The sequence below is a fragment of the Flexistipes sp. genome, assembly GCF_036172515.1.
Taxonomy (GTDB): Bacteria; Chrysiogenota; Deferribacteres; order Deferribacterales; family Flexistipitaceae; genus Flexistipes.
The window spans coordinates 65,734-89,724 of record NZ_JAXKVW010000002.1; the positions used below are offsets into that span (position 1 = coordinate 65,734).

Sequence of the window (23,991 nt, forward strand, 5' to 3'; positions counted from 1 at the left end):
CTATGTGTTAACAATTTCTGTGTATCTGCTTATTATCAACTCAGCACTTAGCGCTTAATGCTTAGCACTGTTTCATCGCTCAATCTTATACATCCCTCCACGCAGAGTTTTTGTTAAAAATTTCATCCGTCAAAATGAATTCATATTTTTTGACATAAATCAATTTTTTCTTTCAAAAAGCAGTTATATTTAAATATAACTAAAACATTTATAAATTTATAATGGTTATAAATGCCTGTTTAGAAAGTTTTGTTTAAGTCTGAAAATAGAACCATTTTATGGAGGAATCATGAGAAAGTTTTTATCCATTATAATCATTCTAATGTTTTTTGCTTTTCTCCCCATGATTGCACCGGCAGAGACAACATTCGGGGAACCGTTCAGCAACGGTAGTCCAGCATGTGTTTCATGTCATTCGATCGCTGCTGCCGGTTATACTACTCCGACATGGGCGATAGATCTCAGTACCGTTTACAATGACCTGGGCGGGGATCCGGAAGTGATGAAAATGGTTATAAAATCAAGCGGTGTAAAGGCTATGGATGCGGTATATGGCAATGCAGCAATTCCGGCAAAGGAGCTTGATGCTAAAGTGAGCTCATTTGCTGCGATTAATTCTGAAAAGCAGGCTAAACTCAGCAGTTTTGGAATTTATACAGCGGCCGGTGGTGTATTTATCGTGTTTCTAATAATTGTAAGGCTTTTTTTCCGCCGAAATAACAAGCTGGAGGAGAACAGATGACAAATAAAAATAAATGGTTTCAGATACTAAAATCACCGAAAAGAAGACAATGGGAAGAACTTTACAGAAACAGATGGCAGTATGACAGAGTAGTCAGGAGTACACACGGAGTTAACTGTACAGGTAGCTGCAGCTGGAATGTTTATGTTAAAGACGGGGTGGTAACGGGTGAAATACAGGCTGATGACTACCCGGCAATCGGCGGGGATATCCCTCATACAGAGCCGAGGGGATGTGCAAGGGGAGCCTCTTTTTCCTGGTACCTTTATAATCCCATGCGGATAAAATATCCCTATATACGCGGGACATTACTGGATTTATGGAGGGAAGCTAAAAATAAGCACAATGATCCTGTAAAAGCATGGGAAAGCATAGTTGAGGATAAGTCAAACAGAGAAAAATATACTTCAAGGCGCGGCAAAGGGGGATTGAGGAGAGCCGATTTTGAAGAAGCATCGGAAATTATCGCGGCATCCAATCTTTATACGATAAAAAAATACGGTCCCGACAGAATTATCGGATTCTCTCCTATTCCTGCCATGTCCCAGGTAAGTTATGCAGCAGGCTCAAGATATTTGAATCTCATCGGCGGCGTTGTTATGAGTTTTTACGACTGGTACTGCGATCTTCCTTTGGCTTCCCCGCAGGTATGGGGAGAACAGACGGATGTATGCGAAAGTGCAGACTGGTATAATTCCAAATATACCGTACTTATGGGATCCAATGTTAATGTTACAAGAACACCTGACGCCCATTACCTGTATGAATCAAAATTAAACGGTACAAAAGTGGTTGTAATGTCACCTGATTACAGCAGCGTAACGAAGGGAGCCGACTTATGGTTGAAACTCAATAAGGGTGAAGACGGGGCTTTCTGGCTTGCCGTTAATCATGTAATATTAAGTGAATTTTACAGGGATAAAAAAGATGAATACTTTAATAGCTATGTAAAAAAATATACGGATTTATCATATCTTGTAATGTTGGAAGATGACGGAGAAAACAAAAGCGCCGGCAAATATCTGAGAGCTTCCGATATAGAAAATACGAAAAATGAAGAACACGCCGACTGGAAACCGTCAGTATTGGATGAGAAAACCAGGTCAGTATCGTTCCCTCTGGGTTCGATGGGATACAGATGGGCTGAAAAAGATACGGATAAACAAAAATGGAGAATAGAAAACAGATGCGGTGTTTCCGGAAAAGAAATTTCCCCGGCTTTGAGTCTTATAGATATAGCTGATGAAACCGTTGCTGTGAATATTCCTTCATTTGACGGCGGAAACGATGCGGTACGACATGTTCCCGCAGTAGAAGTTGAAACAGTAAACGGAAAAAAGTTCGTAACCACAATTTTTGATCTTTTGAATGCCCAGCTGGGAGTCAACAGAGGTTTAAAAGGGGACTACCCGGAGTCATACGAAGATGAAAATGCCTATACACCTGCTTGGCAGGAAAAATTAACCGGAGTAAAATCTGAAACGGCTATTCAGGTGGCCAGAGAATTTGCCGATAACGCCTCAAAAACAAAAGGCAAATCGATGATTATAATCGGTGCCGGAGTAAATCACTGGTATCACAGCGATTTGATGTACCGTTCTGCAATAATGGCTCTGATGCTGACAGGATCTGTCGGTGTAAACGGCGGAGGTCTTGCCCATTATGTTGGGCAGGAAAAAGTAGCAATGCTCTCTTCATGGGCTGCTCTTGCAATGGCAGGCGACTGGCTGAAACCTCCCAGAGTTCAAAACACTCCCTCCTTCTGGTACATGCATTCCAACCAGTGGAAATATGAAGGCAGTGTATTCGATTACTTTCAGGTTAAAGATAAATCAAAATTTAAAGAACAGCATAATGCAGATTTTACAGCTAAGGCAGTCAGGCTTGGCTGGCTGCCCTTTTATCCCAATTTCAGTGAGAACCCTCTTAAACTTGCAGAAAAGGAAGATCCGGCTGCCTATATTACTGAACAGCTGAAAAACAATAAACTCCGCTTCGCTGTGGAGGAAACCGACCGTGAGGAGAATCACCCACGCGTATGGTTTATCTGGAGGGCGAATGCCATCGCTTCAAGTGCCAAAGGGCATGAGTATTTTATGAGACATGTGCTGGGTACAGATGATAATCTGAGTGCTGATGAAAAAGCCGGCGATTTACAGACCGTGGAGAATATCAAAAATTCTCAGGGTAAGCTTGATCTGATTGTCGATTTGAATTTCAGAATGGACACTTCAGCCTTGTATTCGGACATTATACTGCCAGCTGCAACCTGGTATGAAAAGGATGACTTGAATACTACAGATATGCACTCTTTTGCCCATCCTTTGAGAAAAGCGGTTGCTCCGCTTTGGGAGTCCAAAAGTGACTGGGATACATTTAAAGCGATAGCAAAAAAATTCAGTAACCTTGCAAAAGCACATTTTGAGAAACCGGTAAAGGATATAGTGGCAGCTCCGCTTATGCACGATACCCCCGGTGAAATTGCCCAGAGTGATACAGCGGATTGGAAATACGGGGAAACGGAACCGGTTCCGGGCAAAACTATGCCAAAACTTGTGACTGTAGAGAGAGATTATCAGAGAATTTACGATAAATTTGTTTCGTGGGGACCCGCCGCATCACAATCAATAGGCGCCCACGGTGTAGCATGGGATTCTTCCGAAGAATATAACGAATTAAAGAAAATTAACGGAACGGTATCGTTCGGGGGCAATGAATATCCGAAATTAGAGGAAGCCTCCGAAGCTGTGAATACAATTCTGCATATGGCACCGGAGGGTAACGGAAAAGCTGCTGAGAAGGGTTTTAAAAAGTTATCAGAAATATGCGGGATAGATTTTTCTCCTCTTGTTAAGGGTAATGAAAAAGTAAGAATGAATATAGATGATATTACCATTCAGCCCCGGAGAATAAATACTTCCCCGTATTGGAGCGGAATTGTTGATGAAGGGCGTCCCTATTCTTCCTATACGATAAATACCGAATTCGGTGTTCCCTGGCGTACCATGACAGGAAGACAGCACTTTTATCTGGACCATGACTTTTATATAGCTGCTGGTGAGGCTTTGCCCGTTTACAAGCCGAATCTTGCTGAAAATTCCCTCAATGAAACGGATAAGGTTGCCGAAGGTGGTTTAAAACTGAATTATCACACGCCCCACGGTAAATGGCAGATTCACAGTACTTATTTTGATAATCTCAGAATGCTCAGTCTTTCCAGAGGCGGCCAGGTCATCTGGCTTAATGAAAAGGATGCTGCCGGGCAGGGTATTGAAGACAACGACTGGGTTGAGGTTTACAACAATAATGGTGTGGTTGTCTGCAAAACAGTTGTCTCTTCAAGAATGCCGGAGGGGGTATGCTACATATACCATGCCACGGAAAGAACAATTAACGCCCCGCTCTCAGAAAAAACCGGTAACAGATCGGGCAATCACAACAGTCTCACAAGAGTCCGTTTGAAGCCCCTCGCCATGGCCGGAGGTTACGGGCAGTTCAGTTATTATTTCAACTATTGGGGTCCCATAGGTGTAAACAGAGACAGTTATGTGATTGTCAAAAAAGCTGAAAAAGTGAGGTTTTGATATGGATGTACGTGCACAGTTTGCCATGGTGATGAATCTGGAAAAATGTATCGGGTGCCATACATGCAGTGTGACATGTAAAAATATGTGGGCCAACAGAAAAGGCACTGAATACATGTGGTGGAATAATGTTGAAACAAAGCCCGGAACCGGTTTCCCCGGAAGCTGGGAAGATCAGGAAAAATACAAAGGCGGCTGGGAGAAAAGAGCAGATGGATTGAAACTTAAACTGGGCGGAAAGACCAAGCTTTTTACAAGGATTTTTTACAATCCCGATCAGCCGTCAATGAAAAATTATTATGAACCATGGACTTACAATTACAGCCATCTGATAAATGCACCGGACAGTAAAACACAGCCGACGGCAAGAGCGGTTTCACAGATTACCGGTGAATATATGGAGATAGAAAACGGTCCCAATTGGGATGATGATTTGAGCGGTTCTTCCAAATACGCTTCAAACGATCCCAATTTGGATGACCGTGAGAAAAAGCTGTTAAAAGAACTGGAAAGTGTTTTTATGTTTTATCTGCCGAGAATCTGTAATCACTGCGTCAATCCTGCCTGTGTGGCAGCGTGCCCTTCCGGCGCAATTTACAAGCGTGGTGAAGACGGTATTGTTCTGGTGGATCAGGAAAAGTGTAAATCATGGCGCTACTGCGTATCCGCCTGCCCTTATAAAAAGGTGTATTTTAACTGGAACACCGTTAAGTCTGAAAAGTGTATTTTCTGCTATCCCAGAACAGAGAACGGCGAATCCACAATCTGTTCAAAATCGTGTGTAGGAAAAATCAGAAATCTCGGTGTGATTCTTTATGATGCAGACGCCTTCGCTAAAGCCATGGATTCCGAGGATAATGATCTGATAGAAGCGTTTAAGCAAGCCATTCTCGACCCGAATGATGAGAACAATATCAAAGCCGCAGAATCTTCCGGTATCAATGCCGAATGGCTGAAAGCTGCTTCAAATTCACCAGTCTACACGTATATAAAAGAACTGGAGATAGCACTCCCGCTTCATCCGGAGTTTCGGACGTTTCCTTCGGTTTTTTATGTACCCCCTCTCTCTCCTGTTATGGCGGCTGCTGAGGCACACGAGGAAATACCCTCTGATGCTGACTTGAGAATACCTGTAAAATATCTGTCAAAACTCTTTTCTGCAGGCAGTGAGAGCGTAATAGAAGGGGTGTTAAAAAGGCTTTTGCTAATCAGAAAATATATGCGTGCAAAAGGGCTGGATGAAAAAGCAAAGCTTGATGAGATTACAGATAATTCTCTGCTTACTAAAGAACAGATTGAAAAAGCACATAGATTGTTTACCCAGGCCAAACCCGATGAGCGTTTTGTACTGCCACAGACTTTTCGGGCCGAAGCTGGGGAACCCTATGAAAATCAAGGACTTACCGGTTTAGGGATAAAAGGGAAAAAAGGTTTGAGAAAATGAAAAAAGATATATTTGGATTATATGCGGAAATCTTAAAATATCCAAGTGATATAAATAAGTTGTCAAAATATCTCTTTGATCTCGGGATAGATGAATCTGACGGAGTAAAGGACTACAGTCTCCAAAGGCTGCAGGAAATCTATGTGGAAACGTTTGATTTTAATGAGAAAACGGCTCTTTTCCTCTCGCAGCATACGGCGGAAACTGCAGAAGAAAAAAGCAGGATTATATTGGCGATGTCCGAGCTTCTCAGTGAATATGAAATACGGAAAACACCCAACGCCCAGCCTGATTATCTGCCGGATATTTTGAAAGCTTTCCGGGCAATTCTTAAAACAAGTGAGAATAAAGATGCTGCAATGTATCTGGCTGACATTCTTTTTGAGACCGTTCGTAAAATTGCGGAAGAACTTAAGGATGCAGGCAGCATTTATGCCGGAATTATGAAACATTTACAAGGCGATTTGGCACCTTTTACGTTTAATCGGGAGGTTACTTATGTATAACACCTTTTTTTATATAATAATTCCATATTTGTGCTTGGCAGTTTTTATAACAGGTACAGTTTACGGTATCACCAGAGGCAGATTGGCTATTTCGGCGCCGGCGACCGGTTTTTTTGAAAAAAGGAAACTTTCCTGGGGTATTACCGCATGGCACTATGCGATAGTTATCATTTTAACCGGACATCTGTTAGGGTTTTTGTTTCCCAAAGCAGTAATGAATATATTATCCGGATACAAAATTATGTTTGCTGTTGAAGCTCTGGCTTTCGGCCTGGGATTAGCGGCATTCTTAGGCACTATCATACTGCTTTTCAGACGGATAACAGAGAAAACCGTTTCAAAAAACTCGAATTTTGCCGATTATTTTATCCTCATAATTTTGTTAATCCAGGTTATCCTGGGCTTAAGCACAGCAGCAAATTACCGCTGGGGGATAAACTGGTATGTATCACATATGTCCGGCTATTTGAAAAGCCTCATAACGTTTGCTCCAGATGTAAGCTATGCTGCCGGTATGCCCGGAGTAGTGACGGCTCATATTGTTACAGGTTTTCTTATTCTTGCTGTACTTCCCTTTACCCGGCTTATGCATCTTGTTTTTGTTCCCGTCGGTTATTTTTTCAGGAAACCGCAGCAGATTATTTTTCATAAATAATAAATACAAATATATAAGGAGTTATAATGGCTAACGATGAACTTATTAAAAAATACGGTTTAAAAGGGTCTCCTCTTTCCGGGCTTGTAATGGCAACTTTCGGATTTTTTATAGGGTTTGCAGCTGTTTCGCTGTACGGACCGGTGGCCAAAAATTTTGATGATGTTATGAACATGTCCGGGCTGCTTCTCGGTATGCTGGTGGCTGCCCCCAGTCTTACCGGCTCACTCCTGCGTATCCCTTTCGGCGCATGGGTGGACAAAGCCGGCGGGAAGAAACCTCTTTTTACACTTTTGACGTTGTCGGTCATAGGGATGGCAGGCCTTACAGTAATTCTTTTCTTTTTCTACCCTGACCGGCTTACCATAGAAATGTATCCGGTTGTTTTCTTTTTCGGTCTTTTGAGCGGCTGCGGTATAGCTACTTTTTCGGTGGGAATACCTCAGACCTCTTATTGGTATCCGCAGAAAAAACAGGGGCTTGCACTTGGAACTTACGCCGGGCTTGGAAATACTGCACCGGGAATTTTCGGTGTTGTTCTTCCTTTTATTCTGGCAGGTTTAGGGCTACCAGGGGCTTATGCGGTGTGGTTTTTATTCTTGTTAATAGGTACAATTATTTATGCGATGTTTGCCCATGACGCTTATTATTTTCAGCTCAGACATAACAATGTTGAGCATGATGAAGCACGTGAAGTTTCTGAAAAACTTGGTCAGGAGCTCTTTCCTTCGGGCAAGGTTATCGAATCGCTGAAAATTTCAGCAAAAATACCGGGGACGTGGGCTCTTGTGGCTCTCTATTTCACATCTTTCGGTGGATTTCTCGCATTAACGGCCTGGTTTCCCACCTATTGGGTGGAATTTCACAACATAGGTATCAGACCCGCAGGTCTGCTGATGGCTTTTGGATTTTCGCTTCTTGCCTCCGTAATCAGGGTTTACGGGGGGCACCTTGGTGATAAGTTCGGCGGAGAGAAAACAGCCATAGGAAGTTACTCACTCGTTTTAATCGGAGCACTGTTTCTAATCATCACTTCAAACTTTTGGTTAGCTCTCATTGGTGAAATAATAATCGGTGCAGGTATGGGTATTGCTAATGCTGCCGTTTTTAAACTTGTACCGAAGTACGTTCCCAAAGCGCCCGGCGGCGCGAGCGGATGGGTAGGCGGTCTTGGTGCCTTCGGCGGCTTTGCCGTACCGCCCATACTCGGGACATTTGTTGATTTGCAGGGAACAGAAGGGTATTCAAACGGATTTATCGTTTATGTCGCTCTTGCTTTAATGGCAATGACGATTTCAATCATACTTATGAAAACACTGGGGAGTCAAAAGGAGGCTTAAATGGAGAAAAGAGTGCTGGAAGAGTTTATAGAAGAAGCACCGGATATTATACTGACTGTGGACAGGCACGGTGTTATTATATACTGGAATAAGTCAGCAGAGGAAATTTTTGGATTTACAAAAAAAGAAGCTGAAGGAAGCAGCCTTGATATAATAATTCCCGAAAAACTACAGCAGCGGCACTGGGAAGGTTTTAACAAAGTGATGGAGACGGGTAAAAGCAAATATTCCAAGAGAGATATGCTCTCCGTGCCTGCTATGACAAAAACAGGTGAAAAGATTTTTATAGAATTCACCATTACCATGGTAAAAGATAACGATGGTAATATTGAATACTGTTTTTCAGTAATCCGGGAAAAGCCTAAAAAATAAAATACTTTTAGTTTTTATGAGGGTGGTGAGATAGTGAAGTGGAGAGTTTAAAAAATCCGTTACCTTAGAATGCCCATTCAACCCTCTCAATCTCTACCTCTACCTCTACCTCTACCTCTACCTTTACCTCTTCCTTTCACTTAACACTTAGTACTAAAAATTATTCGAAGTTCCCGGATTATGTGTCGAGAACAAGTTCCAGATCTGTGGGATCAACCAGCGGCTCGTCCAGATCCACCACGATCTCAGAGCGTGCTATTACCTGAGCTTTGCCGGTAATGCGGTTGCTTACTCCATGATATCCGCCGATTTTTGTGTCACCGTAATAGGTGCCTACAAACCTTGTATTTCTCAGGGATACGGTCTCTAAACTTTCTCCGGGCTTTATCAGGCCTTCATAGTGCATCAGGGCGAGTCTGGCAGATGTTCCGGTGCCTGTGGGGCTTCTGCAGATGACGCCGGGGTGGACATATGTAGCTGAGGGGGATTCGAATCTGCCTTCGGCAACTTTTGAAACAGGGCCCATAAAATGCAGGAACGGCAGAGGACCGACATTTCCAAGCTCCGGGTGCTCATGACGAAAATCTTTGCGGATTGCCTCTGTAATTTTAAATGCAGTTGCCGCCAACTCAGGTTCTTCTTTTAGCTCAAGATTAAATCCAAGCTCAGTGGCATCAATAAGACCGTAAAAACCACCGCTCCATGCCAAACTGTATGTAACGTCTCCGATTCCTTTAACATTGATCTTTTCTTTATATGCAGCGATATAACTTGGCAGCCCTTCACAGGTGATCGATTCAACACGGCCGTTATGACATTTTGCACCTATATGTGCAAGACCTGCAGGTGATTCCAGGATAAACTCCTGCTCACCTTCCTGCATTGGTACAATCCCGCTTTCCAGCAAGGCTGTGGCTGTACATATTGTATTGGATCCGGAATAAACGGGATATCCCATCACTTCCATAATAATATAGCCTGCAACGGCGTCAGGATGGGAAGGCTCAACAATAAGGTCAACAGACATTTCAGGTATTCCGTAAGGCTCATTTATAAGAAGCTTGCGCAAACCGTCAGCATGTTTTTGAAGATATTCCATCTTTTCTCTTACATTCCCGCCGGGTAACAAGCCTATGCCACTGGTTACAATCCTGCTTACATCACCACCGGAATGTGTATCAATAAGTTGAATACGACGCACTCTGTTCATATTATTCTCCTGAAACAGCATATTTTTTCCCGTGTTCTTCCCATTCGGAATCCGGGACTATTACAATTTTGCCGACAAAATTACTGCTGCGGTTTACAAAGTAATTTTCCGCTTTGTGTATTTCCGACAATCTGAAAGTTCCATGTAATACAGGTTTCAGCTCACCTTTTCTTATCCAGTCGATAAGCTGCTTTGCTTCTGCTCTTGTACCATGGGAAATGCCGAATATCTGAACCTGATAGAGATAAATCTTTGTCCAGAGTATCTTGGTAACATTTCCACCGCTGGCACCGGCAATAGAATATCTTGGATAAGTTTTCCGTGAGGACATATCCTGTATCATGGAGTCTATCAAAGGTATAGTCATATTACCGCCCACAAGGTCCATTACTGCATCAATTGGTTTACCGTCTGCAGCCTCATTCACTGCTTTTGGCCAATTGTCAACTTCTGAGCGGTCGATAACGTTTTCAGCTCCCAGTTCAATAAGAGTATTTGCTTTTCCCGGGCTGCTTACTGCATACGGAGTAGCACCTTTTAAACGGCACATCTGAATAAGCGCTGTTCCAACTCCGCCGCTTGCTCCTGTAATAAGTACATTTTCATTTTCGCTTACACCGGCAGCATTCAGCATATGAAGGCCGGTTTGATACGAACACATACCCATAGCAGCAAGCTCAGCATCTGATAATTCAGTGTTCTCTACGGTGTAAAACTGATCAGCGGGAACCACCATATATTCTGCAAAACCACCGTCTTTACCATGACCGAAGTAGTCCGGAGTCAGGTTAATATCGTCTCTGTCTGTGGAATAGATATTAAAATCCAGAAGCCCCCTTTCTCCCACCCTGTTTTCCGAAACACCTGATCCGCATTTTACCACCCGTCCGACTACATCTGCGCCCTGGATTCTCGGAAAACTCAATCCGGAATCTTTGCTCATGCTGAAGGAAGCGACATCGCTGTCATCCTCAGTCGGGTACAAACCTTCACGAACCTTCCGGTCGGTGTTGTTTTTTGCGGTGGCGGTAACTTTTATCAGTAGTTCATTTTTACCTGGCTGCGGTACGGAAACATCTTCTCTGTATTTAAGTTTTTCAATACCCCCGTGGTCTGTTAATTGAACCGCTGACATGTGTTCAGGTATCATATATTTCACCTCTCAATTTATCATGATTAACCCAGAACCCTGGGTTAAATAATATAAAAACTATCCACTCTCCGGCATCTTTTCAGCCGCCATTTCGGGGGCTTTGGGCAGATGATTTGAAAAATAAATAGTGGCTTGCGATGCAGTTTGTCAAGAGTAAACTTGCTTTGAGGTGTAACTTTTTTGCTTTGTTGACAATAAATTGCAAACGAGAAAATTTCCAACATGAATAGTTTAGTTTGGAAATATGCTTATTTTTTGGCCGGCTTTTTAAAAAATTCTGGAATTTTTGATATATATCAAAGTTTAATTTGCCTGAAAGCCGATATTAATAATCAACAATTTAATAAAGGAGGTAATTATGAAATCCACTGAGCAGTTAAAAAATGAGCACGAAGGTATTAAAATCATGCTGGAAGTGCTGGAAAGTATTGCTGAGTACATAGAAAAAGGTAAAGTGAACAAGCTGGAAGAAGATGAAATAAGGAATACTGTAACATTTTTCAGAGAATTTGCAGACAAGTGTCATCATACTAAGGAAGAAAGAGAATTGTTTCCCACTCTTGAAAAAGCAGGAATTCAGAAAGAGGGAGGACCTATAGGTGTAATGCTTGATGAGCATGAAATGGGAAGAAATCATATAAGAGCTATGCTCGAATCCCTCGATGACTTGGCTGAAAGTGAAATAGCTGCTGAAAAATTTGCCGACAATGCATACGCTTATGTGGAGCTTTTGAGACAACATATCGATAAAGAAAACGATATATTATTTAGAATGGCAGAGCTCTCTCTTGGCAGCGACATGGATAATAAACTTTTCCAAAGGTTTGAAGAAATAGAGGAAAAAGAAATGGGCGAAGGAACACACGAAAAATACCATAAGATGATAGATGAATACAGAAAGAAATTTTTAAGATAAACAGGCAGAAAATATGGATGTTCAGTTTAAAAGGGTATACGACCCTGTGTCTCAGAGCGACGGTGTAAGAATTTTGGTGGACGGCATCTGGCCAAGAGGAATTAAAAAAGAGGATTTGCTCCTGGATTATTGGCTTAAGTATGCCGCACCCAGCATCAGTTTGCGCAAATGGTTTTCTCATGATGAAGAAAAATGGGAAGAGTTTAAAAAACTGTATTTTGCAGAACTGAAAGGAAAAGCTGAGACTTTGGATAAATTGACAGCTATTGCAAAAAATAATAATAAATTAACTCTCCTGTATTCGGCAAGAAATCGCCGGTATAACCAGGCAGCAGCATTAAAAGAATTTTTAGAGAATGAGTTAGAGATTTCTGAAAAGTGAGGAATGGGGGAGATTGTGAGATAGTGAGATGGGGAAGTTGGAGGTTGAGGTTTACCCTGCTAAATATCAGCATCGCCACGTCCGCCGGGAGGGCTGGTTGCCTACGGCATTTAACAGGGTAAAGGTTAAGGAAGTTGATAAAGTTGTGTACTCGGTTGGTATCCCACTGCCTTAACCTCCTCAAGTAACTCAAATACGTTTAATTACCTCCGTGTTATTAGTCACGCCTTTTTAAATGTGTATATTTTGGTAGCTTGCCGATGAAAAAACTGGTATCACCCCAAAAATTATATAAAAGTTTTGTTTTACATATATTTAGCTAACATGACACTGATTTCAATGTAATTTGCACGCATTTCGCAGCCGAAACTCGAAACTACTGCCGCTAACCGTCTACACCCTCCTCTCATAATTGTTTTTATTTGCAAATATTTATCCATTTTACATTCCAACACAGGGTGTGACCGCTAACCGGCAGTACGTTTCTCAAACATCGGCTGCTTCATTTGTGCAAATTACATTGAAAAATATTTGCACTGTGAAAAATGGGGTGACGCTAGTGAAAAAAGTCTTGATTTTAAGTGTTTTTGTCATTATACATATTCATCTTGAGTAAAGGCACAGTTATGTCTGGAATAAAATTGTATGAGAGCTTCAGGTCTCGTCACCTGTTTCTAAATAAAAAATCACAAATTTTAAAGGGGACAAAATTATGAAGGTTGAAGTAAAAGATGTTGAAAATTCTCAGAAGGAACTGACTGTTGAAGTTCCTGCCGAGAAATACAATGAAAGATTTGAAGCGGAAGTCAAAAAGCTTGCTCCGACTGTAAAAATACCCGGATTCAGGAAAGGTAAAGCTCCTAAAAATATTATTATCAGGGAGCACAATCACAAGCTGAGGGTTAACGCTTTGGAGAATCTTATTAACGATTCAGTTTATGAGGCTATAACTTCAGAGGGAATAAATCCGTTAAATACTCCGGTTATTAAGGATGTGAATTTTGAAGAAAATGAACCTATTAAATTCAAGGTTTATGTTGATGTATTTCCAGAGGTAAATATAGAAAATTATAAAGGCTATTCGTTTGAGAAGGAGATTGCCGAGGTCAGAGAGAATGACGTGGAAAAAGTTCTTGAAGATCTCCGTGAGAAAAACAGTTCTTTTGAGCCTGTGGAAGATAAGGCTGTTGAAAAGGATGATATGGTTGTAATCGATTTTGTCGGCACAATTGACGGAGAGAAATTTGAAGGCGGCTCGGCGAATGATTACAGCATTGTTGTGGGTTCAAATACGTTTTTGGAAGATTTTGAAGAGGGGCTTGTCGGGATGAAACCCGGGGAAACAAAAAACATTGAAGTGACATTCCCTGAAAACTATGCGAAAGATCTTGCCGGTAAAGATGCAAATTTCGAGGTTACGTTAAAAGAAGTTAAGCAGAAAGATGTCCCTGAGCTTAATGACGATTTTGCAAAGGATATTGACGAAAACTGTGAAACACTGGATGATTTGAAAAAACTTGTCAGAGAGGATCTTGAGAAAGAGGCTGCACAAATGGCTAAGGACAGGTTGTATGACAAAATTATCGAAAAACTGATAGAGGAAAATCCTTTTGAAGTTCCTGAGACTATAGTGGATGAACAGGCCGGCAGGCTTGCTGACCAGACGCTGCAACAGTACATGTATATGTACGGTGTTAATCCGGAGCAGCTGGGATTGAATAAAGACAATATCAAAGACGAGTTTAAGGGAAGGGCAGCAACTCAGGTTAAAAGTGCAATAATTCTTAACAAACTCGCCGAAATGCACAGCATAGAAGTAAGTGAAGAAGAAATTGAAAATAAAATTGTAGAACTAGCTGAAGAAATGAAAAAAGATGTAGAGGAATACAAAAAAGAAATTGAACAACAAGGCGGTAAAGAAAGTCTAAAGAATAACATCATGACAGATAAAATATTCGATTTTCTCGGCGAACATAATGAAATTGCCGAGAAATACGTTGACCCGGATGAGCTTGCTGAAAAGCAGAATGCTGAAGAAGCAGCAGAGCAGGAAGAACCGGAAGAAAATAAAGAGAAAAGTGGGGAAGAATAATGAGTTTTTATGTACCATATGTGATAGAACAGACAGGCAGAGGGGAAAGAGCCTACGATATATATTCAAGGCTTCTTAAAGACAGGATTATTTTCATGGGAACTCCTATTGAGGATAATCTGGCTAATACAATAATTGCACAGCTTTTATTTTTGGAAGCTGACGATCCTGACAAGGATATCCACCTTTATATAAACAGCCCCGGTGGAGTTATTACAAGCGGCTTAGCTATTCTGGATACAATTAATTATATAAAACCCGATGTTTCCACAATCTGTCTCGGTCAGGCTGCGAGCATGGCGGCTGTTCTTTTGGCATGCGGAGCCAGCGGAAAAAGATATTCTGTACCCAATGCCAGAATAATGATTCATCAACCTCTTGGCGGATTTCAGGGGCAGGCGAAGGATATAGAAATTCATGCGAAGGAAATATTAAGGATGAAAGCCAGAATAAACGAAATACTGGCTGAAAAAACGGGAAAACCTCTGGAACAGATTGAGGCTGACAGCGACAGAGACTTTTTCATGAGCAGTGAAGAAGCTCTCCAATACGGCTTGATTGATGAGGTCATCTCAAAAAGGTCTTGATAAAATTAATCAATACCGTATCTTGAATAACTGATAAATTACTATTTAGTTGAAGAGGTGCCTAATGGCGAAAAAGAAAAATGAAGAGCTTTTCTGCTCTTTTTGCGGAAAACATCAGGAAGAGGTTAAGAAGCTTATAGCCGGTCCAACTGATGTGTATATCTGCGATGAATGTATATATTTATGTAATGATATTCTGGAAGAAGATCTTGAAGCAAAAGAAGCACAAGGTGATGTGAAGCTTTTAAGTCCGAAAGAGATAAAAGCCAAGCTGGATGATTATGTGATTGGTCAGGACAGTGCCAAGAAGATATTGAGTGTGGCCGTGTATAACCATTTTAAGCGTGTACTGTACGGTAATAAATCTGAAGTTGAATTGGAAAAATCCAATATCCTTCTGTTAGGTTCCACCGGGACAGGGAAGACATTGCTGGCAAGGACTCTTGCCAGGATACTGAATGTTCCTTTTGCTATAGCGGATGCAACAACACTTACAGAAGCCGGCTATGTCGGTGAGGATGTTGAAAATGTTGTTTTGAAACTTCTTCAATCCGCTGACTTTGATGTGGATAAAACGGAAAAAGGTATCATTTTTATAGACGAAATTGACAAAATCACACGTAAAACAGACAGCCCTTCAATTACCAGGGATGTCAGCGGTGAGGGAGTGCAGCAGGCACTGTTGAAAATAATTGAGGGTACTGTTGCCAATATACCGCCTCAGGGGGGCAGGAAACATCCAAATCAGGATTACGTTCAGGTGGATACTTCCAATATACTGTTTGTATGCGGCGGTGCTTTTGAACATCTTGACGGCATTATAAAAGAGCGTATAGGCAAGAAAGCAGTTGGTTTTAAATCAAACAGTAAGAATGTCAACGATTATGAGAGAGCAGATATACTGAAGCTTTTGCAGCCTGAGGATCTTATAAAATATGGACTGATACCGGAATTTGTCGGACGTGTACCGGTTGCAGCTGTTCTGGATGATCTGGATGAAGATGCACTTGTTTCTATACTTACGGAACCGAAGAATTCACTGGTAAAACAGTATGAGGAAATTTTCAAATTTGATAATGTGAAATTGTCTTTTACCGATGGCGCTCTCAGGGGAATTGCCAGACAGGCTATTAACAGAAAAACAGGAGCCAGAGGTTTAAGGGGCATTTTAGAGGAAACAATGATGGATATTATGTATAAAATACCATCCCACAAAGATATCAAAGAATGTATCATTAATGAGGATACGGTCAGTTCAGGGGCTGACCCGGTGATAATAAATGAGGATGAAAAAGAATCAGCATAAATTATCAGGCGCCTGAAGGCGCCTTTTTTATTCGTTTAATTCAGATAATAAATAAAGGAGTTATAGATAATGGCAGATAAAACTGAGCAGTTTTCTCTGATACCGCTTAGAGATATAGTTATATTTCCCACAATGGTTACACCCGTTTTTGTGGGAAGAAAAAAATCTATAAACGCACTTGATGTTGCAGGGGACACAGATAAAAAAATATTTCTGGTTTTACAAAAGGATTCAGGTGTCAATGATCCCGGTATTGAGTATTTATACAATGTTGGTGTAGTAGCTGATGTTCTTCAGGTACTCAAACTTCCTGACGGGAGTATTAAAGTTCTTGTTGAAGGGGCATATCGGGCTGAGATTAAAGATCTGTTTGTGGAAGAAGAGTGTACTTATGTGAATGTAAAACCTTTTGAAGATAAAAATGAAGATGAAACATTTTATAAATACCTTAGAGAATCACTCATGCAGCACTTTAAGGAATTCGCACAAACAGAGAATAAAATTCCCAAAGAAATTTATGATTCAATCATCAAAATGGACGACTTGAATAACCTTTCCTATATGATTGCCTCCAACTTAAGTATACGTGTTAGTGAACAGCAGGAAATACTTGAAATAGCGAGTTTAAGTGAAAGAATTGAAAAAATTATTGAATTTATTGAAATGGAAACTGAAATCAAGAAAATTGACAAAAAGATAAAGCAGCGAGTCAAATCTCAGATAACCAAGACCCAGCGGGAGTATTATTTGAATGAGCAAATAAAAGCTATTAATAAAGAGCTGGGAAGAGATGAGGATATAAAGGCTGATATTGAAGAGCTACAGACAGCAATTAATGAGAAAAAAATGCCGAAAATTGTCAGGGAAAAAGCAGAGAAAGAGCTTAAAAAACTGAGAATTATGCCGCCGATGAGTGCAGAAACAACGGTAGTCCGAAATTACCTTGACTGGATAGTCAGTTTACCCTGGGGCGAATATACCGAGGATATTCTTGATTTAGAAAAGGCTGCAAACATATTAAACAGGGATCATTACGGTTTGGAAAAGCCCAAGGAAAGAATTTTGGAGTTTCTTGCGGTTAAAAAGTTTTCCGAAAGAATAAAAGGCCCTATACTCTGTTTCGTTGGTCCGCCAGGAGTGGGCAAAACCTCGCTGGCTAAATCCATTGCTGAGTCGATGAATAGAAATTTTGTCCGGCTAAGCCTCGGCGGAGTAAGGGACGAGGCTGAAATCAGGGGGCACAGAAGAACATATATAGGCTCGATGCCCGGCAAAATTATTCAGTCTGTCAGAAGGGCTGAGAGTATGAATCCGGTGTTTCTGCTTGATGAAATAGATAAACTTGGTATGGATTTTAGAGGCGATCCTTCATCAGCACTGCTGGAGGCTTTGGATCCGGAGCAGAATAACAGCTTTTCTGACCATTATCTGGAAGTGGACTTTGATCTTTCGAAAGTATTTTTTATTACAACTGCCAATACAGTGGAATCCATTCCCCATGCTCTTCTGGACAGAATGGAAGTTATACGTATCCCGGGTTATACGGAACGGGAGAAGCTTAATATTGCCGAAAAGTATCTTTTTCCAAAGCAACTTTCAGAGCATAATATTCCGGCTGAGAAAGTTGACATTGCAGAAAATGCTATTTTGGATGTAATCAGATATTATACCAAAGAAGCTGGTGTGAGAAATCTTGAGAGAGAACTGGCATCGGTTATCAGAAAGGCAGCAAAAAAGCTTATAACAGAAAACAATGTTACTTCAGTCAAGGTTACAAGAAAAAATCTTGAAAATCTTCTCGGTGTGAAGCGATTTCGGCTTGAGCACGTTGAGGAATCCGAAGATGTGGGAGTTGCCACTGGTCTTGCCTGGACACCGTACGGTGGAGACATTCTCCAAACGGAAGTTGCTGCCTATGAGGGCAACGGTCAGCTGCAGATTACGGGTCATATCGGGGATGTGATGCAGGAATCTGCCCGAACAGCTCTTTCTGTTGTAAAAAGCAGAGCGAGAAGATTCCAGGTTCCATCATATAAATTTAAGGATTTTGACATTCATCTGCATGTGCCTGAAGGAGCCGTGCCCAAAGACGGACCGTCAGCCGGCATTACCATGGCTACAGCTATATTATCTGCCTTGTCAGGTATTTATGTGGACTGCAATGTTGCAATGAGTGGTGAGATTAATCTCAGAGGGAAGGTGCTTCCGGTTGGAGGTATAAAAGAAAAAGTACTTGCGGCTCATCGAGCAGGTGTAAAAAAGGTGATTTTGCCGGAGGATAACAGGAAGGACTTGACAGAGGTTCCATCGGATGTTAAAAAGCAAATCTCGGTAGTGTTTGCTAAAACTATCGATGATGTTTTTGATATTGTTTTAAAAACCAAAATTAAAGAAATGGGGTGATGAACTTGGCAGTAAACGCTGTAGTAAAGGTTGACGGAGAAAACGTCGATTTCGCTTTAAGGCTTCTCAAGAAAAAAATTGAAAGAGAAGGTCTTATCAGGGAAATTAAAAAGCATACTTACTATGAAAAGCCTACTGAGGTGCGAAGAAAGAAAGTACTCAAGGCTAAAAGAAAGCAGCAGAAATTAGTCAGAAAGCTGCAGGAAAAGTACAAATATTATTAAGCCAAAAAAGCCGCCGGAAGGCGGCTTTTTTATTCTAAATTTTTCAGTATTTCCCGGTAGACGGTGTTAAAGGGAGTGCCTGTTTGGCGGGCAATTTCTGCAACACTTTCATACTCAGGATATATTTTAACAAAATTATCACCGGAAATTTTCTTGAGAGTAACTGTGTATCCTTTGAATTCCAACGAGGTGAACTCCCTGTCCAGAATTATCCTCTGTCGTTCGCTGAATCTGATGCCTGCAGTGGAACTTTCCCTGAGGAGTTTCTCAGATAAAAATTCAGCTTTATCGGGTGAGCAAAGAATACTGATTTTATACCCCGGTCTGTTTTTTTTCATATAAACCGGTGTGAAGAATATATCCAAAGCACCTGATTTTAAGAAGCTGTCCATGAGAAAACCCATCTCTTCACCGGTCATGTCGTCAACGTTAGCTTCGATTTCAATAATATTATGTGCCTGACTGTTTTGTTTCAGAAGGAGGATTCGGAGTATATTGGGCAGTTCTTCGAATGATTTGGTGCCAGTTGAATATGCTGTTTCAAGGATTCTCCCGCTGAAAGATATATTTGCATTGTTACAGTAATATTTTATGATTGCTGCACCTGTTGGTGTGGTGAGTTCATCGCCTGCGTCAATGCGTTTTATATCTAATCCTTTTAAAATTTCCATTGTTGCCGGAGAAGGTACAGGAATAGTCCCGTGTCCAGATTTTATTATCCCGGAGCCAGTGAGAGGGGTGGAAAATACTATTTTGTCGGGGGATATTTTTTCCAACAGGTAGGCTGTGGAAATAATGTCTATTATGGAATCAACAGCTCCTACTTCGTGAAAATGTACATTGTCGATATTTTGACCGTGTATTTTTGATTCAGCTTCGGCAATGATTCTGAAAATTCCTGTTGAGGCAATTTTCACTTTTTCACTGATAAGGGAGCTTGATGAAATCATTTCTTTTATTGTTAAGAAATCTCTTTTTTTTACTGCAGTTTTGTCGAAGTCTATAGACAACCGGCTGCATTTAATTCCATTGACAAAACAAGTCTCTAACACTATTTCCACTTTGCTTTTGAAAAATTTTGAAAAGAGTTCTGAGAGCACTCTGCTTTTTACCCCGCTAATGTGCAGGAGCCCGGCAACAGTCATGTCGCCGGCAAGACCGGATGTCATATCAAAATATAGAGTATTCATAATTAAAGTGATAATACAGCCGGCATTATTTTGCAATATATTCTCTTTGACAACAGAGGGGAAAACATTAATTTTATATATGTAAGCATAAATTCATGGAGGTGCAATAATGAAAAAGCAAATAAACGGGGTTACTTTAGAGACTGTTCAGGGTGATATTGCATCCCAGGAGGATATTGATGCTGTAGTTAACGCCGCCAATGCCAGGCTTATGCCCGGAGGGGGTGTTGCAGGTGCGATTCACAGAGCCGCAGGCAGCGGGCTTGCTGAAGAGTGTAAACCCTTAGCTCCCATAAAGCCGGGCGATGCTGTGATTACCGGAGCACATAATTTGCCTAATTCTCATGTAATACACTGTCTGGGACCTGTCTATGGAGTGGACAAACCGGAAGATAAACTGTTGCGAAACTGTTATAAAAAAGCTTTGGAACTGGCTGAAGATAATAATATTGAATCCATTGTTTTTCCGGCTATTTCCACCGGTGCATTTGGTTATCCTTTAAAAGAAGCTACAGAGATAGCTGTGGATACAGTGGCAGCTGAAATACCAGTCTTGAAAAAAGTGAAACTGATTAGGTTTGTTCTTTTTGGGAAGAAAGACTTAGATGTATACGAGGAAATTATTAGCAAAAAATTATAAAAGCCGTGATGGGTGATGTGTAATGCGTTAAGGGTAAAGAGTAAAGAGTGGAGCGTAAGATGCAGGATGGGTTGAACGTTCAAAGTTCAATACCATAATACACCAATACGCCACTCAGCAAATTACTACTTCTTTACTTCCCTTCTCACCATATTACTCTCTCACCGGTTATTTGACATAGCTCTTTAAAAAATGGGAGGGTGTCAGGTTAATTTGCAAAAGTATTACGTAGAACTTCAGCTGCAGGTTCTCCGCCTACCGTTTTCACACCTTTCAGCCATTTTTCAACTATATCTAAATTTTCTCCAATCCACTCTTTTGCCACATCTTCAGGTGTTCTTTTTTTATAACCAAATTCATAAATCCATTTACTCTGTATCTCAGAGTTGACTTTAATCTGATCGAGAAATTTGTAAACCTCGGGATAATCTTCTTTTAGTCCCTTTCGTACAATTGTATAGACAACGCTTTTACTGACAAACTTTTCTGTGCCCGGTACCCCTTCCAGATATTTGACATCAAGAATGACATTCATCCAGTGAGGTTTCCAGCATCCAAAAGTGACCCACTTATTCTGTCTCATCTGGGCTCTTACTGTAGCAAGCATGGCTGGTGTGGAGCTTTCCACCTGCGTCCAGTCGCCGAGTCCTGCTACATCGTTTGCTATTATCTCTGTCATATGATTGTTCATTCCTGTTCCAGGCTGAAGGTTATATATTTTGTTTTTAAATTTTTCCGCATATTTATCTAAATCTGCAAATGATTTTACGCCGTCTTCCCAAACATACGTGGGGACACAGAGACTGATTCGACCTTCATCTAAATTTGTACCGAGTAGTTTTATTTCACCCTTTTCTTTTAAGGGATCTATCATAGTGTCTTCCTGTGGGCTCCATCCAGCCAGGTATGCATCAAGATTATTTGTTTTTAAACTTTCAAAAACAGCCGGTGCGCTTAAAACACTTTGTTCTGTTTCGTATCCCATTGTTTTAAGTATCTGGGCGGCTACCTCTGATTTTACAGTAACTCCAGGCCACGCAGGTACCCCAAATTTGACAGCCGGTTTGGCAAAAACTGATACGGCTGCTGTCAAAAACAGAATCAAAAAAAACAGTCTAAAAAAAATCTTCATTATCGACCTCCATTGTATATTTTATGCTTGATTATTATATACATGAAATATTAGCTTGTCAAATATGTATACTGAAACTTCTGCCATGTTCGTCAAATACTAACAGAAAAAGACCTTTGAATAATGTATTCTTATAAATTTTACCACCCTTCATCCCCTCCTAACTCTTCGATAGGAGGGGAGATAAAGCTCCTTCCCTAATTTAGGGGAAGTTGGGTGGGGTACTTATTCAAAGATCTCAGGAATACTTAAATCATTATAGAAGAGATTGATACGTCATTTGGATACAGGTTTATATTTTAGGTGAGTTAACCGTTTTATGGGTAAATAGTTGATTGCAAATCCATAAGGGGATTTTCCACTTTTTTGATGCAAAATGCCACGTTTATTATTCAAATAACAATTTCAAGTTTCGCAAAGAAGTTTAGGAAGGGTAAGTGCGAAACTTAAATGACAATATTGAAACCTGCAATGCTAAAGAGAATAAGAGCCGGCACAATTAAGCCGGTCTCCTTTTTATAACACCTAATATCTGTAATATTCCGGTTTATAAGGCCCTTCAACTTTCACACCGATGTAATCAGCCTGTTCTTTTGTCAATGTTGTCAGCTTTACACCAATTTTTTCCAGATGCAGTCTTGCAACTTCCTCATCAAGTTTTTTAGCCAGCATGTAAACCCCAGGTTTATATGTGTCTTTATTTTTCCACAGATCAATTTGAGCCAGGACTTGATTTGCAAAAGAGTTGGACATCACAAAGGAAGGATGGCCTGTTGCACAGCCTAAATTTACAAGCCTTCCTTCAGCAAGCATAAAAATTTCGTGTCCGTCCGGAAAACGGTATTTATCCACCTGAGGTTTAATATTTTCCTTTTTTATACCCGGGATACCGTTGAGCTGGGATACCTGTATCTCGTTATCAAAATGCCCTATATTACATACGATTGCCTGATCCTTCATTTGCTCCATGTGCCCGGCTTTTATCACATCCCTGTTTCCTGTAGCCGTTATGTATATATCCCCTGTTCCGAGAGTGTCTTCCAGTGTTTTAACTTCATAGCCTTCCATGGATGCCTGAAGTGCACAGATGGGGTCGATTTCCGTGACAATTACTCTAGCCCCCATTCCTCTGAGAGCCTGAGCGCATCCCTTTCCGACATCCCCATAACCGCAAATAACGGCTGTCTTGCCAGCTATCATGACATCGGTTGCGCGCTTTATGCCGTCTATGAGTGATTCTCTGCAACCGTAAAGGTTGTCAAACTTGGATTTTGTTACAGAATCATTTACATTGATAGCGGGTATGAGAAGTTCCCCCGTTTGCGTCATCTGATATAACCTGTGAACACCAGTTGTTGTCTCCTCGGATACTCCCTTTAAATTTTTTACAAGTTTTTCCCAAAAATTGTTATCTCTCTGACGTATATGTTTGAGTCGAGCTAACAATTCTTTTTCATCCTCACCATCTGGTGTCTTATCAAGTAGTGACGGATCCTGCTCGGATTTATATCCTAAATGAACCATTAACGTCGCGTCCCCTCCGTCATCTACAATCAGATTAGGGCCGCCGTCTTCAAATGAAAGAGCCTGCTCTGTGCACCACCAGTATTCTTCCAAAGTTTCCCCTTTCCAGGCAAATACCGGAATCCCGGCTTCTGCAATAGCTGCTGCAGCGTGATCCTGTGTGGAGAAGATATTGCAGCTTGCCCACCTTACATTTGCACCGAGCTCAACGAGCGTTTCTATCAGGACAGCTGTTTGAATTGTCATGTGGAGGCTTCCGGATATCTTTACGCCTTTCAGAGGTTTTTCGTCTGCATATTTTTCTCTGATCGCTATCAAGCCGGGCATTTCCTTTTCGGCTATTTTTATCTCTTTTCTTCCCCACTCTGCAAGGTTTATATCTTTAATTTTATAGTTCTCATTTTGCACCTTCATATTTACTCCTCAGTCATATTTTTGAATGAAGTATAATGATTAATAATGAAATTTTCAAGATTTTAAGGACTTTTACTCAATCCCATTTTTTAATAGCTTTGCCAACTTGTTGGTTAGAGAGTAAAGTAGTAATGTGGTGAAGTGGTTATTGGTTGAGCGGAGCAGCGGTTGATCA

21 protein-coding genes are annotated in these 23,991 nt (G+C 41.0%); 16 read left to right on the forward strand and 5 right to left on the reverse strand.

Features of this window, described 5'->3' with window-relative positions; all coding sequences use genetic code 11:
• Positions 1-289: 289 nt before the first annotated feature.
• From UMU13_RS02015 to UMU13_RS02045, 7 genes are read left to right on the forward strand one after another with little or no spacing between them, the layout of a single operon-like run.
• The gene (locus UMU13_RS02015) at positions 290-742 is read left to right on the forward strand and encodes a hypothetical protein (protein WP_328216792.1); all 453 of its coding nucleotides are present in this window, start codon (positions 290-292) and stop codon (positions 740-742) included.
• The gene (locus tag UMU13_RS02020; protein ID WP_328216795.1) at positions 739-4,326 is read left to right on the forward strand and encodes a nitrate reductase subunit alpha; all 3,588 of its coding nucleotides are present in this window, start codon (positions 739-741) and stop codon (positions 4,324-4,326) included. Before UMU13_RS02015 ends, UMU13_RS02020 begins: the two co-directional genes overlap by 4 nt.
• Position 4,327: 1 nt before the next feature.
• Positions 4,328-5,770 carry a nitrate reductase subunit beta gene (gene narH, locus UMU13_RS02025; RefSeq protein WP_328216798.1) on the forward strand — a complete coding sequence of 481 codons (1,443 nt, stop codon included), beginning with the start codon at positions 4,328-4,330 and terminating at the stop codon, positions 5,768-5,770.
• A complete protein-coding gene (locus UMU13_RS02030) occupies positions 5,767-6,276 on the forward strand; it encodes a molecular chaperone TorD family protein (RefSeq protein ID WP_328216801.1) in 510 nt (169 codons plus the stop codon). Before narH ends, UMU13_RS02030 begins: the two co-directional genes overlap by 4 nt.
• The gene (gene narI, locus UMU13_RS02035; RefSeq protein ID WP_328216805.1) at positions 6,269-6,931 is read left to right on the forward strand and encodes a respiratory nitrate reductase subunit gamma; all 663 of its coding nucleotides are present in this window, start codon (positions 6,269-6,271) and stop codon (positions 6,929-6,931) included. The genes UMU13_RS02030 and narI overlap by 8 nt, the downstream gene beginning before the upstream one ends.
• 26 nt (positions 6,932-6,957) lie before the next feature.
• On the forward strand, positions 6,958-8,271 hold the full coding sequence (locus tag UMU13_RS02040) for an MFS transporter (protein WP_328216807.1): 1,314 nt from the start codon (positions 6,958-6,960) through the stop codon (positions 8,269-8,271).
• Positions 8,272-8,643 carry a PAS domain-containing protein gene (locus tag UMU13_RS02045; RefSeq protein WP_328216811.1) on the forward strand — a complete coding sequence of 124 codons (372 nt, stop codon included), beginning with the start codon at positions 8,272-8,274 and terminating at the stop codon, positions 8,641-8,643. It begins immediately after the preceding gene.
• Between the two features lie 178 nt (positions 8,644-8,821).
• Here the strand turns inward: UMU13_RS02045 and UMU13_RS02050 are convergent, their stop codons facing one another.
• On the reverse strand, positions 8,822-9,853 hold the full coding sequence (locus UMU13_RS02050) for a proline racemase family protein (protein ID WP_328216813.1): 1,032 nt from the start codon (positions 9,851-9,853) through the stop codon (positions 8,822-8,824).
• A 1-nt stretch (position 9,854) separates the two neighbouring features.
• A complete protein-coding gene (locus tag UMU13_RS02055) occupies positions 9,855-11,003 on the reverse strand; it encodes an alcohol dehydrogenase catalytic domain-containing protein (RefSeq protein ID WP_328216817.1) in 1,149 nt (382 codons plus the stop codon).
• A gap of 225 nt (positions 11,004-11,228) precedes the next feature.
• On the opposite strand from UMU13_RS02055, the gene UMU13_RS02060 reads away from it, so the two are divergent.
• The 8 genes from UMU13_RS02060 (at position 11,229) to rpsU (ending at position 18,916) form a co-directional block, all read left to right on the forward strand.
• A complete protein-coding gene (locus UMU13_RS02060) occupies positions 11,229-11,378 on the forward strand; it encodes a hypothetical protein (protein ID WP_328216820.1) in 150 nt (49 codons plus the stop codon).
• A complete protein-coding gene (locus UMU13_RS02065; protein ID WP_328216823.1) occupies positions 11,365-11,922 on the forward strand; it encodes a hemerythrin domain-containing protein in 558 nt (185 codons plus the stop codon). The genes UMU13_RS02060 and UMU13_RS02065 overlap by 14 nt, the downstream gene beginning before the upstream one ends.
• A gap of 13 nt (positions 11,923-11,935) precedes the next feature.
• Positions 11,936-12,304, forward strand: coding sequence for a DUF488 domain-containing protein (locus UMU13_RS02070; RefSeq protein WP_328216826.1), 369 nt, complete (start codon positions 11,936-11,938; stop codon positions 12,302-12,304).
• A gap of 712 nt (positions 12,305-13,016) precedes the next feature.
• Positions 13,017-14,396: a trigger factor gene (tig, locus tag UMU13_RS02075; RefSeq protein WP_328216828.1), complete on the forward strand. Its 1,380-nt coding sequence runs from the start codon at positions 13,017-13,019 to the stop codon at positions 14,394-14,396.
• Positions 14,396-14,983: an ATP-dependent Clp endopeptidase proteolytic subunit ClpP gene (clpP, locus tag UMU13_RS02080; RefSeq protein ID WP_013885368.1), complete on the forward strand. Its 588-nt coding sequence runs from the start codon at positions 14,396-14,398 to the stop codon at positions 14,981-14,983. Before tig ends, clpP begins: the two co-directional genes overlap by 1 nt.
• Before the next feature lie 64 nt (positions 14,984-15,047).
• Positions 15,048-16,289, forward strand: a complete 1,242-nt coding sequence (gene clpX / locus UMU13_RS02085; RefSeq protein WP_273264542.1) for an ATP-dependent Clp protease ATP-binding subunit ClpX — start codon at positions 15,048-15,050, stop codon at positions 16,287-16,289.
• 69 nt (positions 16,290-16,358) lie between these two features.
• Positions 16,359-18,692, forward strand: a complete 2,334-nt coding sequence (gene lon, locus UMU13_RS02090) for an endopeptidase La (RefSeq protein ID WP_328216835.1) — start codon at positions 16,359-16,361, stop codon at positions 18,690-18,692.
• Positions 18,692-18,916, forward strand: coding sequence for a 30S ribosomal protein S21 (gene rpsU, locus UMU13_RS02095; protein WP_013885371.1), 225 nt, complete (start codon positions 18,692-18,694; stop codon positions 18,914-18,916). Before lon ends, rpsU begins: the two co-directional genes overlap by 1 nt.
• A gap of 29 nt (positions 18,917-18,945) precedes the next feature.
• Here rpsU and larC read toward each other — a convergent pair whose 3' ends face one another.
• A complete protein-coding gene (gene larC / locus UMU13_RS02100) occupies positions 18,946-20,106 on the reverse strand; it encodes a nickel pincer cofactor biosynthesis protein LarC (protein ID WP_328216837.1) in 1,161 nt (386 codons plus the stop codon).
• Positions 20,107-20,215: 109 nt separating this feature from the next.
• Between larC and UMU13_RS02105 the strand changes: the two genes are divergently transcribed.
• Positions 20,216-20,746 carry a macro domain-containing protein gene (locus UMU13_RS02105; RefSeq protein WP_328216840.1) on the forward strand — a complete coding sequence of 177 codons (531 nt, stop codon included), beginning with the start codon at positions 20,216-20,218 and terminating at the stop codon, positions 20,744-20,746.
• Between the two features lie 208 nt (positions 20,747-20,954).
• Here UMU13_RS02105 and UMU13_RS02110 read toward each other — a convergent pair whose 3' ends face one another.
• Entirely contained in the window at positions 20,955-21,878 is a 924-nt protein-coding gene (locus UMU13_RS02110) for an ABC transporter substrate-binding protein (protein ID WP_328216843.1), read from the reverse strand.
• Between the two features lie 525 nt (positions 21,879-22,403).
• Positions 22,404-23,816 carry an adenosylhomocysteinase gene (ahcY, locus tag UMU13_RS02115; RefSeq protein ID WP_328216845.1) on the reverse strand — a complete coding sequence of 471 codons (1,413 nt, stop codon included), beginning with the start codon at positions 23,814-23,816 and terminating at the stop codon, positions 22,404-22,406.
• Between the last annotated feature and the right edge of the window lie 175 nt (positions 23,817-23,991).